This is a genomic window from Methylobacterium sp. A52T (assembly GCF_053346095.1).
This window is the reverse complement of record NZ_JBKFBI010000033.1, coordinates 33441-46228: the sequence shown is the minus strand read 5'-3', so window position 1 is coordinate 46228 and position 12788 is coordinate 33441. Positions and strand designations below refer to the sequence as shown.

Sequence of the window (12788 nt, the reverse complement as noted above, 5' to 3'; positions counted from 1 at the left end):
CGGCCCCCCCCGCTCCGGCGGGGCGGGGGGGCGGCCGGCCTGCGCGGCGATCGCGCGGGCGGGCCGGCCGCTGCACGCGGCCGAGATCCTGGAGGTGCTCGCCGGGCAGGGCTTCACCCTTCCCGGCCGGGATCCGGTGGCGGCCCTCAACACGCGGCTGTGGAAGCGGTCCGGGCCGGGCGGCCTCCTGAACCGGGTCGCCGAGGCCACCTACGCCCTGGCATCGACCCCCGCATCCACGCCGGCATCCACTCCGGGCTGGCCGGGGCCGGACCCCGCCTGAGGGGCGTCGGTCACGAAGACGTGTGGCCGGACTCCGCCGCCGTCTCCCCCATTTTGGGGGCGCGCCGTGACCGCCGATCCGCTTGGATGCGCGCCGGGAGACGGCGTCCCGGCCGGGGAGGGCGTGCATGGACAGGATCGGACGTGATCGGATGATCGGGCGGGCGCGATGACGGCGGCGCTCGCCGCGCCGGTCACGCAGGTCTGCGCCTTCGTGCTCGGCTGCGCGCTGATCCACGCCGCCCGCGCCCACGCCGATCGGATCACGCGGCTCCTCGCCGTCACGGCGGTCGGCGCGGCCGTGCTGGTGCTTCTCGTGGCGTCCTTCGACGACGCGCCCGAGGGCGGAATTTTCGACGAGGTCACGGTCTACGCGGCCTCCTGATCCCCGCGCCGGGCCCCGCAGGGACCGCTCAGTTGACCAGGCAGAAGCCCTGACCGGTGCCGATCCGGCGCTCCTGCGCGCACCAGGGCTTGGACGCGCCGGGGCCGGTCGCCGGGACCTTCAGGCTGGCGGTCGTCTGCGCGGGGTCGGCGGCGGTGCCGCGGAGCGGGAGGCTGCCGAGGGGCACCCGGCCGGGCGCGATCACGCCGTCCGGTGCCGGGAGCGCGGGGCTCGCCGCCACCGGCTGCACCGGGTCGGGCGGGCTCAGGGTCGCGAGGCCGGGCATGTCCTGCGCCGCCGCGGCGCCGCACAGGACCAGGCAGGCGGCCGAGGCCGCGAGGAACCTGATCATCGACGAAGCTCCTGACGAGAACCATTCCGCCGGCCGGTCCCGCGGGCCGGACCTGCCGTGAGGCTGAGTCTGACCGCCCGCTCGTTAAAGGGGCGCGAAGATTCAGGATTAACCGGTTTTGAAGATCGCCGCCTGCCCGGAGGCGGACAGCCTTGACGGGCCGCGCGGCGGGCCGCCGTCGTCCGGGAATGGAGGCCCGGCGACCGGGTGCGGACGCGGCGCGGAGCCGCTCCCGATCGCGCCGGGAACGGCTCCGCGCCGTCGTTTCGGGCCGTGTCTCCGCGAACCGGTCCGGGTGCGGCGCGCCCTCCGCCCGACGGGTCTCGCCGCCGGCGGAGGGCGCCAGGGCCCTCAGTGCGCCGGGGCCGCAACCGCGGCGGCGAGCCGGTCGTGCGGGACACCCGACCCGCCCACCACCGCGATCCGGCTGCCGCCGGCGCTGCGCCGGCTCGCCCAGTCGCCGATCATCTCCAGGCAGGTGTGGTCGATGGCCGCGAGGTTGTCGGTGGCGAGGCGGACCTCGCCGCCCGCGGGGGTCCGCTCCAGGGCCGCCGTGAGGCTCGGCAGCTGCAGGAAGGTCGCCGCCCCCGACAGGCGCAGCTCCGGCACGCCGGGCACTTCGGGGGCCGCCGCGTGCTCGATCCGGAGCCGTCCCTTGCGCAGGCTCGGCAGGGCCTGGATCAGGCTCAGGGCGAGGCCGGTGAGCACCCCGGTGAGCAGGTCCACCGCCACCACGGTGGCCATCGTGGCGAGCCAGATCGCCGCGGTCAGCCAGCCGTAGCGGGCCTGCAGGTGCAGGGCGTGGGCCGGGCTCGCCAGCCGCCAGCCGGTGACCACCAGGATGCCGGCGAGGCTCGCGGTCGGCACCAGGGCCAGCAGCCAGGGCAGCGCGAGCAGGAACGCCAGGATCCAGGTCCCGTGCATCACCGTGGCGGCGCGGCTCACGGCGCCCGCCTGCACGTTGGCCGAGGAGCGCACGATCACCCCGGTCATCGGCAGCGCGCCGACGAGCCCGCAGATCAGGTTGCCGATGCCCTGCGCGCCGAGTTCCCGGTTGAACTGGGTGCGGGGACCGTCGTGCATCCGGTCGACGGCGGCCGCCGAGAGCAGGCTCTCGGCGCTGGCGATCACCGCGATCACCAGGGCCATGATCAGGATCTCGGCCTCGGCGAGGCGCGCCCAGGATTCGGCCGCCGGCAGGGCGAGGCCGGAGAACAGGGCCTCCGGCACCGCCACGCGCTTGACGGCGAGATCCCCGAATCCCGCCACGAGGCTGCCCGCCAGCACGCCGATGAGCGCCCCGGGCAGGAGCCGGAGCCGCGCCGGGCGCAGCCGCTCCCAGGCGATCATCGCCGCGATGGTGATCCCGCCGACGATCACGGCTCCGGTGCGGTCGCCCGTGCCGCTGACGAAGTTGAAGAACGCGGCCGGGATCGCCACGAGGTTGTCGAGGCCGCTCGCCCGGGGGAGGGCGTCGGTCAGGACGTGGATCTGGGCCAGCACGATCAGGATCCCGATGCCGGCCAGCATGCCGTGCACCACGGCCGGCGAGATCGCCCGGAACCAGCCGCCGACCCGCAGGGCGCCGGCGACGAGCTGGACGAGGCCCGCCACCACCAGGACGGGACCCAGGGCGTCGAGACCGTGCGCCTGCACGAACCCGTAGACGATCACGGCGAGCCCGGCGGCGGGCCCGCTGACCTGGAGCGGCGAGCCGGCGAGGAGGCCGACCACGATGCCGCCGACGATGCCGGTGATGAGGCCGCGCTCCGGCGGCACGCCGGACGCGATGGCGATGCCCATGCACAGGGGCAGCGCCACCAGGAAGACCACCACGGAGGCGGGCAGGTCCCGGGCGAGGCTCGCCCGGACGGCGCCGTCCGGGGCGAGGGCGCTCTGCAGGCTCGTGGTCAGGCGGCCGGGGGGGCGCATGGTCAGGCCGCCTGCAGGCGGCTGCTGGCGGAGGAATCCTGCGCCACGGGCATGTCGGCCCCGGCGATCGGCCGGAATTGCCCGCTCGCGCCGTCGTAGGCCAGGAGGGCACCGGTCTCGATCTCGAAGAACCAGCCGTGCAGCCGCAGGGAGCCCTTGGCCAGGGCGGCGGCGACGCTCGGATGGGTGCGCAGGTTGGCGAGCTGGACCACCACGTTCTCCAGGGCCAGGGCGTGGTGGCGGGCCTGGGCGTCCATCCCCTCGGGATAGGCCTCGCAGACGATCCGCTCGGCGGCCTCGGCGTGGCGCAGCCAGGCCGCGACGCTGGGCATCCGCTTGAGCAGGTCCCGGTTCATCAGCCCCTTCATGGCGCCGCAATCCGAGTGGCCGCAGACCACGATGTCGCGCACACCGAGGGCCACCACGGCGTACTCGATCGCCGAGGAGACGCCGCCGACCACGTCGGAGGCCGGGGGCACGATGTTGCCGGCGTTGCGGCAGACGAACAGGTCTCCGGGTCCCGCCTGGGTGATGTGCTCGGGCGAGACCCTGGAATCCGCACAGGCGATGATCAGCGCGCTCGGGTGCTGACCGTCGCGCACCAGCTGCTGGTACATCTGCCGCTGGCCGGGGAAGACGCTGCCCTGGAAGCTGGCGATGCCCTGGATGAGGTTGTTCATGAAGGGTCCCTGAGGCTGGGAGAACCGGAAGGCGAGAGCGAGGAAGGGCGATGCGCCGGAGCGCGCCTGCCGGACGGCGGCGCGGGACGGGAGCGCGGAGCGGTCTCCCGTCGGCTCCGCCCGGCCGGAGGGGCCGGGCGGCGGGTCACGGTGTCGGGTGTCGAGTCGCGTGTCGTGTCGGGTGTCGCGTCGGAGGCCCGGCCTCCGAAGTCTCAGCGACGGATCCGGCGGCGCTCTGCGGTTCCGGAGGCCCAGTGCGGGTCGACGACCTGGCCGCGCGCCACGGTGGCCCCGGCCCTGTCGTGAATCATCGGCGCCCCGAGGAGCTGCCCGGACCCGGAGCGCTGCGAGTGCAGCGAGCGCGGGTCGTGGTGGGGGTCGTTGATGTAGGAGCTCATGTGGCCGCCGCCGGCGGCCTGCCGGCTCCCGCCGCCGCCTTCGCCCGCCTGCGCCGCCAGGGGGGCTCCGAGGATTCCGACCACGAGGCCGAGGGCCAGGCCGAAGGCGGGACCGGCCGCGTGGCCGCGAACCGGGAGATGTCGGGACTGGGTGCGGGACTGGATCATGACGTTTCCTCGCTGTTCGACTTGTGGCGAGGGACACCGCATCCCTGCCGATAGGTCGACCCTAGTCTACATTTTCGGAATAGCGTGTGCGCATCGGCACATTGTATCGATGAAGTCTTTAATCCTTCGCGTAAGTACTATCGTGTGCGTCCGCGCACGTCTTTGTCCATCTTGAGAGAGGGGACGGGATTAAGGACAGATCTGGCGCCGACGGCGCGGAGCGTGTCCTTCAGGAGCGGGGCCGCGGCGGGCAGGGCCGCGCGGCCGCCCTCGCACCGCGGATGCGCGCGCTGTCGGGTGCGGTCGGGACGACGGTCGCCCGGGCCGGAGCGGGGTCAGGCCCGTCCGGTGTGCGGACGCGCCGCGGGCAGGGGATTGGCCGCCACGTAGACGAGGCCGCCGGCCTCGTAGGTGAGGCTGGCGGTCCTGCCTCCGGCGAGGCCCCGCTCGAGCAGGCGGGTGCCGAACCCCTTCCGCGACGGGGAGACGACCGGCGGGCCGCCGCACTCGCGCCAGGTCAGCCGCAGGGTCTCGGTGTCCGGACCCGTCTCCACCGTCCAGGCCAGCGCGGCCCGCCCGCCCGGAACCGACAGGGCGCCGTGCTTGACCGCGTTGGTGCACAATTCGTGCAGGATCATCGTGAGCGCGAGGGCGCCCTCGGGCGGCAGCCGCAGGTCGGGGCCGGCCAGGGTGATGCGCGGGGTGTTCGCACCCGGAGCGTCCCGGTCCGCCGTGTCCCGACCGGAAGAATCCCGACCGGAAGAATCCCGGTTCGACGGATCGCCGCCCGCGGGGTCCGGAACGAGGAAGGGCCGCACCGCCTGGGCGGCGATGCCGCGCAGATCCGCGCTCGCCCAGCTCTCGCGGGTCAGGATGTCGTGGGCGCACGACAGGGCGAGGAGCCGCGCCTCGAAGGCGTCGCGCCCGGCCGCCGCGCCCGCGCCGAGATTCTTCAGGCTCTGCGCCGCCATCGCCTGCACGGTGGCGAGGGTATTCTTCACCCGGTGATTGAGTTCATCGATCAGCAGCCGGTGGGTCTCGGCGCGCCGGGCCCGCTCGTCCGCCGCCGCCGCGAGGGCGTCGGCGATCGTCGCGCCCTCGCGCACGAGGGAGCGGGGCAGCGTCGGCAGGGGCTGATCGCGGCCCAGGGTCTCGGCGGCGACCGCCAGATCCAGCAGGGGGCGGGCGATCAGGCCGGCGAGCAGCCACGCGAGCAGCGCCGCCGCGAGCGCCACCGCGCTGCCCGCCGCCAGGATGCCCCCGCGCAGGGCCGCCACCGAGGTCAGGGACCGGTCGGCCGTCTGCCGCACCACCACCTGCCAGCCGAGGCCCGGATAGTCGCGGTGGCCGGCCGTGGGCGCCCGGGCGCTGAGATACGCGGCGCCGTCCGGCCAGGGGCCGACCCGGCTCGTGCCCTCCGGATCGAGGGGCCGGCCGCCCGACAGGACCGAGCGGGGCAGGGGGGCGCCCTGCAGGGCTGGCGGCCCGAGGAGCACGGTGCCGTCGCGGGACAGGATCAGGATCTCGGCACCCTGGCGGTGGCCCCGGAGGCCAGCCTCGAGGATGCGGGCCATGTCGCGCGCCCAGGTCCAGTCGAGATGGGCGGCCAGCACCCCGAGGACGCGGCCGTCCGGCGCCCGGACCGGCGCCGCGACGTCGAGGAGCCGCAGGGGCTCGCGCGACGCCGCGCGCGCGGCGGCCTCGTCCGGGGGCCTCAGCGCCTCGAGGAGCTTGGCCGGGTGCACGTCGCCCACGTAGGGGCCCGCGCGGCCGCCGCGGAAATAGTCGCGGCCGGAGACGTCGGCGCCCTCCAGGGCGCCGGTGCTGGTGACGGAGAAGCGCCCGTTGGCGTCGATCAGCCCGATGATCGAGTAGGCCGGGTAGGTCGCCTGGAGCCGCTCCATCACGGCGCGCTTGGCGGCCGTCCCGGTCCCGGGATCGCGCAGACTGTCCGAGGCGGCGGCGATCTGGATGTCGCGCCAGCGCTCGAACATCCCGATATCGAGGCCCCGGGCCATCTGACCGGCGATCTCGGCGAGCTGGCCGCCGACCTCCGCCTCGAGCCGTCGGGTCGCCTCGCGGCTCACCAGGGCGGCGAGCGTCAGGGTCGTCAGGAAGCCGAGCGTGCCGAAACCCAGGGCCAGCACGACGCGCAGCCGCGGCGCGCGCCACCGCTCACGCCGTCCGCCGCGGCGGACGGTCCGGTCCGCGGGGCCGGCGCAGGGCGCCGCAAGGGATTCCGATCGCGCGACCGCTTGCATCCGATCTCCCTGGGATCGGCCGGCTCCCGGTGGAGGGAGATCGTGCCCGCGATCCCGTCTCAGCACGCGGGGCAGGCCTCAGCAAGGCGGAAACGGGCCTCGGCGATGCAGAATTTCTATCGGGAGTTGCAAATCTGCACGCCGTCGTCCCCCCGCGTCGTCCGGGTGCGGTCCGGGCTGCCGGCCGGGGCCTCAGTCCTCGAGAAGGGCGTGGGCCGCCCGGACCAGGAGCCCGCCGGGTCGGCGCAGGGCGTCGAGCACCGAGAAGTGCTCGGCCCCCGGCACTGGCAGCAGGGAGCCGGGGGCGTGGGCCGCCGCCCGCAGGGCGTGCAGGTTGCGGGCGTCGTGGATCAGCGCCGGCAGTTCGCGGGAGCCGTAGGCGATGCAGAGCGGCTTCGCGACCACCGGGAGTCGCAGGGGCGACAGGGTCTCGATCTCGCCGTCGGTGAGGCTCAGCTTGGCGTCCAGGGAGGTCTGGCGGATCGGCGCGAGGTCGTAGACGCCGGAGATCGCCAGGCCCGCCGCCACCGCCGGATGGTCGAGCTGCATCGCGGTGAGCAGACCGCCCGCCGACCAGCCCGACAGGATCAGGGGACCGCGGATCCCGCGCGCGGCCCCGTGGGCGGCCAGCCAGTCGAGGGCCGCGCCGATCTCCGCCACGATCCGGGAAAGGCTCGCCTCCGGCGCCAGGGTGTAGCCGACCATCGCCACCGACCAGCCGGCGGCGTTCGGGCCCTCCGCGAAGCAGGCGAACAGCTCCCGGGCGCCCCGCTGCCAGTAGCCCCCGTGGATGAAGACCAGGCAGGGCGCCGCCGCGTCCCGCGCCGGGTAGAGGTCGAGGGCGTTGCGGGCGCCGGGGCCGTAGGGCACGTCGAGACCGGCCGGATGCGCCGCCCGATAGGCGGCCGAGGCCGCGTCCCGGGCGGCCACCTGGGACGCGCTGTCGGCCACCGCGCGGGTGTTGTCGTAGCAGGCGTCCCGCGCCTCCTGCGCGAGGGTGTCCCAGCGACGGCGCGGATCCGCGGGGGTCGGATCGTCCAGGCGGAACTCCAGCACCATCGTGTCCGTCTCGGGCCGCTGCGGTCGCCCGCACCATGGCAGGCGGCCGGGCCCGGGTCGAGGCGGTTCAGAAGCCGGGCACGGCACCCGGGACGGTGCCGCCGTAGCCCCAGCCCGTGAGCGGCGGCGCCGCGACCCGCTCGCGCGTCGCCGGCGTGACCGTGCGGGCGAGGGGCCGCTGCCAGACCCGCCAGAGCGGCCGGTCGCGCGCCGCCATGCGGGCGAGGGTCAGGTCCATGTCGGAGGCCGCGCGGTGATGCGGTCGCCCGGCGGGGGGCGCGGCCTGCCGGCGGGCCTCGGCCGGGGCGGCCAGCAGCAGGGCCGGCGGCAGGAGGAGCGTCGGCAAGAGGAGCGTCGGCAGGAGGAGGGCGAGGATCGGGGCGGGACCGGGACGCATGGTCGGGGCTCCGGGACGAGCGGGCCGAAGGGGCCCTACCCGGCGGCTACGCCCGAACGTCGTCCCGGTTCCGGGGCTGCGCCGCCGGGCCGGGCATTGCCCTGGATCCCCGGAAGGCCGAGAACTCCGGCGGACGCCGCGCCCCTCCGAAACCGATTCGGGAGGGGCGGTGTGCCGGCCGCGGCCCGGCCAAGACATAGCCAAGACCCAGCCAAGACCTCCCCACGGCCTCCCCACGACATGGGATCCATGACAGAGTCCGCACAGACCGCCACGCCGCGCCCCGGCACGCCCGATCCGACGGCGCTGCTCGCCGCGCTCGTCGCCTTCGACACGGTGAGCGCCCGCTCGAACCTGCCTCTGATCGACTGGGCGGAGGCCTATTGCCGCGGCCACGGCGCCGCGGTCGAGCGGGTGCCGGATCCGACGGGCCGGAAGGCGGCGCTGCTGGTCAGCGTCGGGCCGTTCGAGACTCGCCCCGGCTACGTGCTCTCCGGCCACAGCGACGTGGTGCCGACCGACGGCCAGCCCTGGTCGTCGGACCCGTTCGTCCTGCGGGAGGAGGGCGGGCGGCTCTACGGGCGCGGCACCTCCGACATGAAGGGGTTCCTCGCGGTCTGCCTCGCGCTCCTGCCCGAGATGGTCGCGGCGGAGCTCGCCACCCCGATCCACATCGCGATCTCGTACGACGAGGAGATCGGGTGCCTCGGCGTGCGCCCGCTGATCGCCCGGATGCTCGAGCGCGTGCCGCGGCCGCTCGGCTGCTTCGTGGGCGAGCCGACCGGAATGGACGTGGTGGTCGGCCACAAGGGCAAATCGGCCGCCCGCCTCACCTTCCGCGGCAAGGCCAGCCACTCGGCCCTGGCGCCCCAGGGGGTCAACGCGGTCGAGTACGCCGCCCGCTTCATCGAGCATGTCCGCCTGTCGGCGGAGGCCATCGCCCGGGACGGCGCCCGCGACGCGCTCTACGACGTGCCCCACACCACCGGCCTGTCGAGCGTGGTCCGGGGCGGATCGGCGCTCAACATCGTGCCCGACAGCTGCAGCGTCGAGTTCGAGTACCGGGCGATCGGCGCGGACGATGCCGCCGCGCTGGCGGCGTCCGCGATCGCCTACGCCACCGGGACGCTGGCGCCGCTGATGCGGGCCGGGGATCCGGCCTGCGGCGTCGCGGTCGAGCCGCTGATCGATTATCCGGGCCTCGACACCGATCCGGAGGCGGCGATCGTGACCCTGGCCAAGCGCCTCGCGGGCCGCAACGGCCACGCCAAGGTCTCGTACGGCACGGAGGGCGGGCTGTTCGAGCGGCTCGGCGGCGTGCCGGCCGTGGTGATCGGGCCGGGCTCGATCGCGCGCGCCCACCGGGCGGACGAGTACGTCACCCGGGACGAACTCGCGGCCTGCGCGGGCTTCGTGCGGCGGCTGATCGGCGCCTGCGTGACCGGCTCCGCGGCGGCGTCCCACGGGGCGCTCCCGGGCTGAACCGGCCTCCGCGCCGGTCGGGTGCGCCGCCGGTCCGCGGAGCCTCCGCCGCGCGGCGCGATCTCACCAGGGCGATCTCACCAGGGGATGCGACCGAAGCGGTCGACCAGCCGCCGGTACTCGGCCTCGCTCTCGGCCTTGGAGGTGCCGCCCGAGCTGACATCCGAGCTTCCGGAGCCCGGATGCACGAGGCGGCACACCAGCGGCAGGACGAAGCCGTGGCGCGCGAGCTGCACGTTGGGGCCGCCGAACTGGAGGACGTTGGCGAGCCACGGGCGGACCAGGGCCGCGTGCTGCAGCGTGACGGGCGCCGTCGCCTCGACGAGGTGGGCGCGGCGCAGGCCGGTCTCGGCGAGGCGGCCGAGCCACTCGTTGTCGTAGTGCCACTTGGAGGCCGGGCTGATCGCGCCGACCTGCGCGAAGGTGGTCCGCCGCATCAGCCAGCCCGACGGCGTCGCGAAGTCGTTGATCCGCACCACCTCGCCGGCCTCGTCGGTCTCGAGCTGGGTCGAGGAGACGAAATCGAAGCGGTCCAGGGCGCGGACGGCGACGCCCAGATAGGGCGGCAGCCAGCGATCGTCGTCCTCGAGGAAGCCGACGAGGTCCCAGCTGTCGTCGACGGCGGCGATGGCGGCGTTCAGTGCGGGGATCTGGCCCTTGCGCGCGCCGCGCGCGAAGGTGACCTGCGGGTGCGCGGCGAGCCGCGCCGGGATCTCGGACCCGGGATCGGTCCCGACGAAGAAGTGGATCGTCGCCGGCCGGTCGAGCTCCTGGGCGTTGGCGCTCGCGATCGCGTGTTCCAGGAAGTACTGGCCGGCCTCTCCGGCCAGGGTCGAGGGTTTGAGCCGCGACGGCGTGATGATCGCGATTCGCATGGTCAAGGCTCGACGGTTCTGCGGATACGGTTTGCGGCCCGGTTCCCCCCGGTCTGCGCGTCGTCACGCGTGATCACCGCGCGTCGACCGAGAGAGATTTGAAGAACTTGAGCCGAGACGGGACCGAACCTGTCAAGTCTCGGGCGGTCGATTCAGGTTGATCTCAATAATGGTCGAAAAATTTCGAGCTACTGTATACATCGCTATCGATCGATCGGCCGAGAATCGATCCGAAATTCTGAAAATTTCCGGCGTTCCATTATTTTCGCGAAACGGCTTGAATCATTGTTGCCGCGATGCCACCCTCGATCGAAGAAGCGCGGCATGCCGGGCGGCAGAACCCCTCCCGGCCGGCACCGGCCCGTCGCCGAGGAAACCTTCGCGCCGCTCGCGGCTTGGATCAGCGCCTTGGATCAGCGGTCCGCACCGGGCCGGGTTGAGGGAGACCCTTCAGAGCATGGCCAGCCTCAGCGTCGCGATCGCGTTCGGCGTCCGCCTGCTCCTCGTGCTGCTGTTCCTGCCGTTCAGCGCCCTCGACAAGATCCTGAACTTCAGGGGCGCGGTCGGGCAGGCGCGGCAGGCCGTGCACGCCACCGCGCCCGCGGTGGTGCTGATCCTGATCGGGCTCTGCGTCGAGATCGGGATGTCGCTGTGCATCCTGACCGGGACCGCCGACCGGGCCGCGGCCTTCGTGCTCGCCGGCTATTGCGGGGTGACGGCGCTGCTGTGGAAGCAGTTCTGGGTGCCGGGGGATTTCTGGGCCGGGGGCCGGGGCCGCGAGCTGTTCTGGGACTTCCTGAAGAACTTCGCGCTGGCGGGCGGCTTCCTGCTCATCACCTTCGGCACCGGCGCCGGGACGGTCCAGGACTTCCTCGCCGATCCGCTCGGATCGACCCATCCCTACGCGATCGCCGACCGGGCCCGGCCGTAGCGGGGCCGGGCGCGGCGGGGTCCTCAGCCTCTCAGCCCTTCGGTACAGTGGCTTCCATGGACGGGCGGCGCTCGAACTCCGCGTACCAGGCGGCGACCGCCTGGCGGCCCTCCCGCCACGCGAGATCGGGGAAGCGCAGGTCCAGGTAGCCGAGCGCGCAGCCCAGCGCGACCGTGCCGATATCCAGCGCCGGCATCCCGCCGACCAGGCTCTCGAACCGGTCCAGCGCCGCGCGGATCTTGCCGACCTGACCGGCTTCCCAGGCGTCCCAGCGGTGGGGCTCGGGACGCAGCACCCGCTCGTAGCGGGTGAGCAGCGCCGCATCGAGCAGGCCGTCGGCGAGCGCCTGCCGGGTCAGCGCGTCCCAGCGGGTGGCGCCCTCGGGGAACAGGCGCGGGCCGGCGGAGAGGTTGTCGAGATACTCGCAGATCACCCGGCTGTCGTAGAGGGCTGTGCCGTCCTCCAGCACCAGGGCGGGGATCTTGCCCAGCGGATTGTGGGCGGCGACCTCCGCGGAGGGGCCGGTCGGCGAGGCCCCCGCGACGGTGACGGCGATCCGGTCGATCAGGCCCGTCTCGTGGGCGAGGACCAGCACCTTGCGGGCGTAGGGAGAGGCGGGGGAGTAGAGGAGCTTCATCGGACCGTCCCGGTTTGGTCTCAGGCGCCGTGATCGCGGCGCCGGGACCTTGCACCGATACCGCGGGGAATCCAGTCCCCGGCGCCCCGCCGGAGGCTCAGACCTTCCGGGTCACCCTGGAGCCGGCATGGACCACCCGGCTGCGGCTCCGGCCCGAGCTCGGGCGTCGCACCCGCAACCGCTGGCGCCAGACGAGGATGGCGCTCGCCACCCGATCGAGGACGAGCATGCACAGGCTGCCGACGATGGCGAGCACGCAGGCGGCCCCGATCAGGACGCCCCAGATCCCGGGGGCCGGGATGATCATCAGGCACAGGAGACCGAAGACGGCCGCGCCAGGTATCCACTTCGCCATCGCGCCGTCCGCCTGAACCAAGGGTGTCGCTCGGGCACAAGCTGCACCGAGACCCTTAAGAGGGTTGGTTCGACTGGTGTGTAGGCGAATAGTTTTGTCTCTAGAAGATATGAATCTGTCAGTCTCGGTTTATGTACGGTAAATACGGCGGTGAATATGGTCGGTCATCGGCGTCCCGGGACCTGATCTCAATCCACCAGCGACAAGGTCCGTCCGGCGCTGACCAGATGGTAGAAGCGGCCGTCGAACATCTGCATCACCGCCTCGGTGGCGGCGTGCGATTCCGGGCGGATCGACGAGGCGAGGCAGGCGTCCAGGGCCGCCTGGTCGGGGAAGTCCATCTCCAGGATCATGGCGATCGGCCGCGCGTCGTCGTCCTTGGAGACGAGGCGCTGGACCCGCACGGCGGTGACGCCCGGGAACCGCCGCCAGAACGGCTCCAGCTCGTCCCGGACCCGGCGGAAGAACTCCTCCTCCCGCCCGTCGCGCACCGTGCCCTCGTAGATCGCGGTCCTGGTCAGCATCGGCCGTCCCCCGGAAGTCCCCGTCAAACCCCCGGGTCAACCGCCGGCGGCGGGGATCGCTCCTCGCGAT

At 73.8% G+C, this 12788-nt stretch carries 14 protein-coding genes and 1 pseudogene; 4 read left to right on the top strand and 11 right to left on the bottom strand.

Annotated features, from left to right (window positions below):
* Positions 1 to 283 (top strand): annotated as a pseudogene (locus ACLBYE_RS10860) (hypothetical protein); the annotation flags it as partial.
* A gap of 168 nt (positions 284 to 451) precedes the next feature.
* A complete protein-coding gene (locus ACLBYE_RS10855; protein ID WP_447694190.1) occupies positions 452 to 667 on the top strand; it encodes a hypothetical protein in 216 nt (71 codons plus the stop codon).
* Positions 668 to 695: 28 nt separating this feature from the next.
* Here ACLBYE_RS10855 and ACLBYE_RS10850 read toward each other — a convergent pair whose 3' ends face one another.
* The 7 genes from ACLBYE_RS10850 to ACLBYE_RS10820 all read right to left on the bottom strand — a co-directional run bounded on the left by ACLBYE_RS10850 (position 696) and on the right by ACLBYE_RS10820 (position 7914).
* Positions 696 to 1019 carry a hypothetical protein gene (locus tag ACLBYE_RS10850; RefSeq protein WP_447694189.1) on the bottom strand — a complete coding sequence of 108 codons (324 nt, stop codon included), beginning with the start codon at positions 1017 to 1019 and terminating at the stop codon, positions 696 to 698.
* Positions 1020 to 1370: 351 nt separating this feature from the next.
* Positions 1371 to 2951, bottom strand: a complete 1581-nt coding sequence (locus ACLBYE_RS10845; protein ID WP_447694188.1) for a SulP family inorganic anion transporter — start codon at positions 2949 to 2951, stop codon at positions 1371 to 1373.
* A 2-nt stretch (positions 2952 to 2953) separates the two neighbouring features.
* A complete protein-coding gene (locus tag ACLBYE_RS10840) occupies positions 2954 to 3631 on the bottom strand; it encodes a carbonic anhydrase (protein WP_020095513.1) in 678 nt (225 codons plus the stop codon).
* A gap of 212 nt (positions 3632 to 3843) precedes the next feature.
* Positions 3844 to 4197 carry a hypothetical protein gene (locus ACLBYE_RS10835; RefSeq protein WP_447694187.1) on the bottom strand — a complete coding sequence of 118 codons (354 nt, stop codon included), beginning with the start codon at positions 4195 to 4197 and terminating at the stop codon, positions 3844 to 3846.
* Positions 4198 to 4532: 335 nt separating this feature from the next.
* Positions 4533 to 6458: a sensor histidine kinase gene (locus ACLBYE_RS10830; protein WP_447694186.1), complete on the bottom strand. Its 1926-nt coding sequence runs from the start codon at positions 6456 to 6458 to the stop codon at positions 4533 to 4535.
* A 192-nt stretch (positions 6459 to 6650) separates the two neighbouring features.
* The gene (locus tag ACLBYE_RS10825) at positions 6651 to 7517 is read right to left on the bottom strand and encodes an alpha/beta hydrolase (protein WP_447694185.1); all 867 of its coding nucleotides are present in this window, start codon (positions 7515 to 7517) and stop codon (positions 6651 to 6653) included.
* Between the two features lie 67 nt (positions 7518 to 7584).
* A complete protein-coding gene (locus tag ACLBYE_RS10820) occupies positions 7585 to 7914 on the bottom strand; it encodes a hypothetical protein (protein ID WP_447694184.1) in 330 nt (109 codons plus the stop codon).
* 249 nt (positions 7915 to 8163) lie between these two features.
* Here ACLBYE_RS10820 and argE point away from each other — a divergent pair, with 249 nt between their 5' ends.
* Positions 8164 to 9396 (top strand): acetylornithine deacetylase, encoded by a 1233-nt coding sequence (gene argE, locus ACLBYE_RS10815; RefSeq protein WP_447694183.1) that lies wholly within the window; start codon positions 8164 to 8166, stop codon positions 9394 to 9396.
* A 77-nt stretch (positions 9397 to 9473) separates the two neighbouring features.
* Here argE and ACLBYE_RS10810 read toward each other — a convergent pair whose 3' ends face one another.
* A complete protein-coding gene (locus tag ACLBYE_RS10810; protein WP_447694182.1) occupies positions 9474 to 10271 on the bottom strand; it encodes a glycosyltransferase family 2 protein in 798 nt (265 codons plus the stop codon).
* Between the two features lie 457 nt (positions 10272 to 10728).
* Here ACLBYE_RS10810 and ACLBYE_RS10805 point away from each other — a divergent pair, with 457 nt between their 5' ends.
* The gene (locus ACLBYE_RS10805) at positions 10729 to 11202 is read left to right on the top strand and encodes a DoxX family membrane protein (protein ID WP_447694181.1); all 474 of its coding nucleotides are present in this window, start codon (positions 10729 to 10731) and stop codon (positions 11200 to 11202) included.
* 31 nt (positions 11203 to 11233) lie between these two features.
* Here the strand turns inward: ACLBYE_RS10805 and ACLBYE_RS10800 are convergent, their stop codons facing one another.
* The 3 genes from ACLBYE_RS10800 to ACLBYE_RS10790 form a co-directional block, all read right to left on the bottom strand.
* Positions 11234 to 11839 (bottom strand): glutathione S-transferase, encoded by a 606-nt coding sequence (locus ACLBYE_RS10800; RefSeq protein WP_447694180.1) that lies wholly within the window; start codon positions 11837 to 11839, stop codon positions 11234 to 11236.
* Between the two features lie 97 nt (positions 11840 to 11936).
* A complete protein-coding gene (locus ACLBYE_RS10795) occupies positions 11937 to 12194 on the bottom strand; it encodes a hypothetical protein (RefSeq protein ID WP_447694179.1) in 258 nt (85 codons plus the stop codon).
* Positions 12195 to 12382: 188 nt separating this feature from the next.
* Positions 12383 to 12718, bottom strand: coding sequence for a hypothetical protein (locus ACLBYE_RS10790; RefSeq protein ID WP_056529955.1), 336 nt, complete (start codon positions 12716 to 12718; stop codon positions 12383 to 12385).
* Positions 12719 to 12788 lie beyond the last annotated feature (70 nt).

Excerpts from the sequence above, each read along its gene's own strand:
- ACLBYE_RS10855 (WP_447694190.1), top strand. The coding sequence starts at position 452 with ATGACGGCGGCGCTCGCCGCGCCGGTCACGCAGGTCTGCGCCTTCGTG.
- ACLBYE_RS10850 (WP_447694189.1), bottom strand. The coding sequence starts at position 1,019 with ATGATCAGGTTCCTCGCGGCCTCGGCCGCCTGCCTGGTCCTGTGCGGC.
- ACLBYE_RS10845 (WP_447694188.1), bottom strand. The coding sequence starts at position 2,951 with ATGCGCCCCCCCGGCCGCCTGACCACGAGCCTGCAGAGCGCCCTCGCC.
- ACLBYE_RS10840 (WP_020095513.1), bottom strand. The coding sequence starts at position 3,631 with ATGAACAACCTCATCCAGGGCATCGCCAGCTTCCAGGGCAGCGTCTTC.
- ACLBYE_RS10835 (WP_447694187.1), bottom strand. The coding sequence starts at position 4,197 with ATGATCCAGTCCCGCACCCAGTCCCGACATCTCCCGGTTCGCGGCCAC.
- ACLBYE_RS10830 (WP_447694186.1), bottom strand. The coding sequence starts at position 6,458 with ATGCAAGCGGTCGCGCGATCGGAATCCCTTGCGGCGCCCTGCGCCGGC.
- ACLBYE_RS10825 (WP_447694185.1), bottom strand. The coding sequence starts at position 7,517 with ATGGTGCTGGAGTTCCGCCTGGACGATCCGACCCCCGCGGATCCGCGC.
- ACLBYE_RS10820 (WP_447694184.1), bottom strand. The coding sequence starts at position 7,914 with ATGCGTCCCGGTCCCGCCCCGATCCTCGCCCTCCTCCTGCCGACGCTC.
- argE (WP_447694183.1), top strand. The coding sequence starts at position 8,164 with ATGACAGAGTCCGCACAGACCGCCACGCCGCGCCCCGGCACGCCCGAT.
- ACLBYE_RS10810 (WP_447694182.1), bottom strand. The coding sequence starts at position 10,271 with ATGCGAATCGCGATCATCACGCCGTCGCGGCTCAAACCCTCGACCCTG.
- ACLBYE_RS10805 (WP_447694181.1), top strand. The coding sequence starts at position 10,729 with ATGGCCAGCCTCAGCGTCGCGATCGCGTTCGGCGTCCGCCTGCTCCTC.
- ACLBYE_RS10800 (WP_447694180.1), bottom strand. The coding sequence starts at position 11,839 with ATGAAGCTCCTCTACTCCCCCGCCTCTCCCTACGCCCGCAAGGTGCTG.
- ACLBYE_RS10795 (WP_447694179.1), bottom strand. The coding sequence starts at position 12,194 with ATGGCGAAGTGGATACCTGGCGCGGCCGTCTTCGGTCTCCTGTGCCTG.
- ACLBYE_RS10790 (WP_056529955.1), bottom strand. The coding sequence starts at position 12,718 with ATGCTGACCAGGACCGCGATCTACGAGGGCACGGTGCGCGACGGGCGG.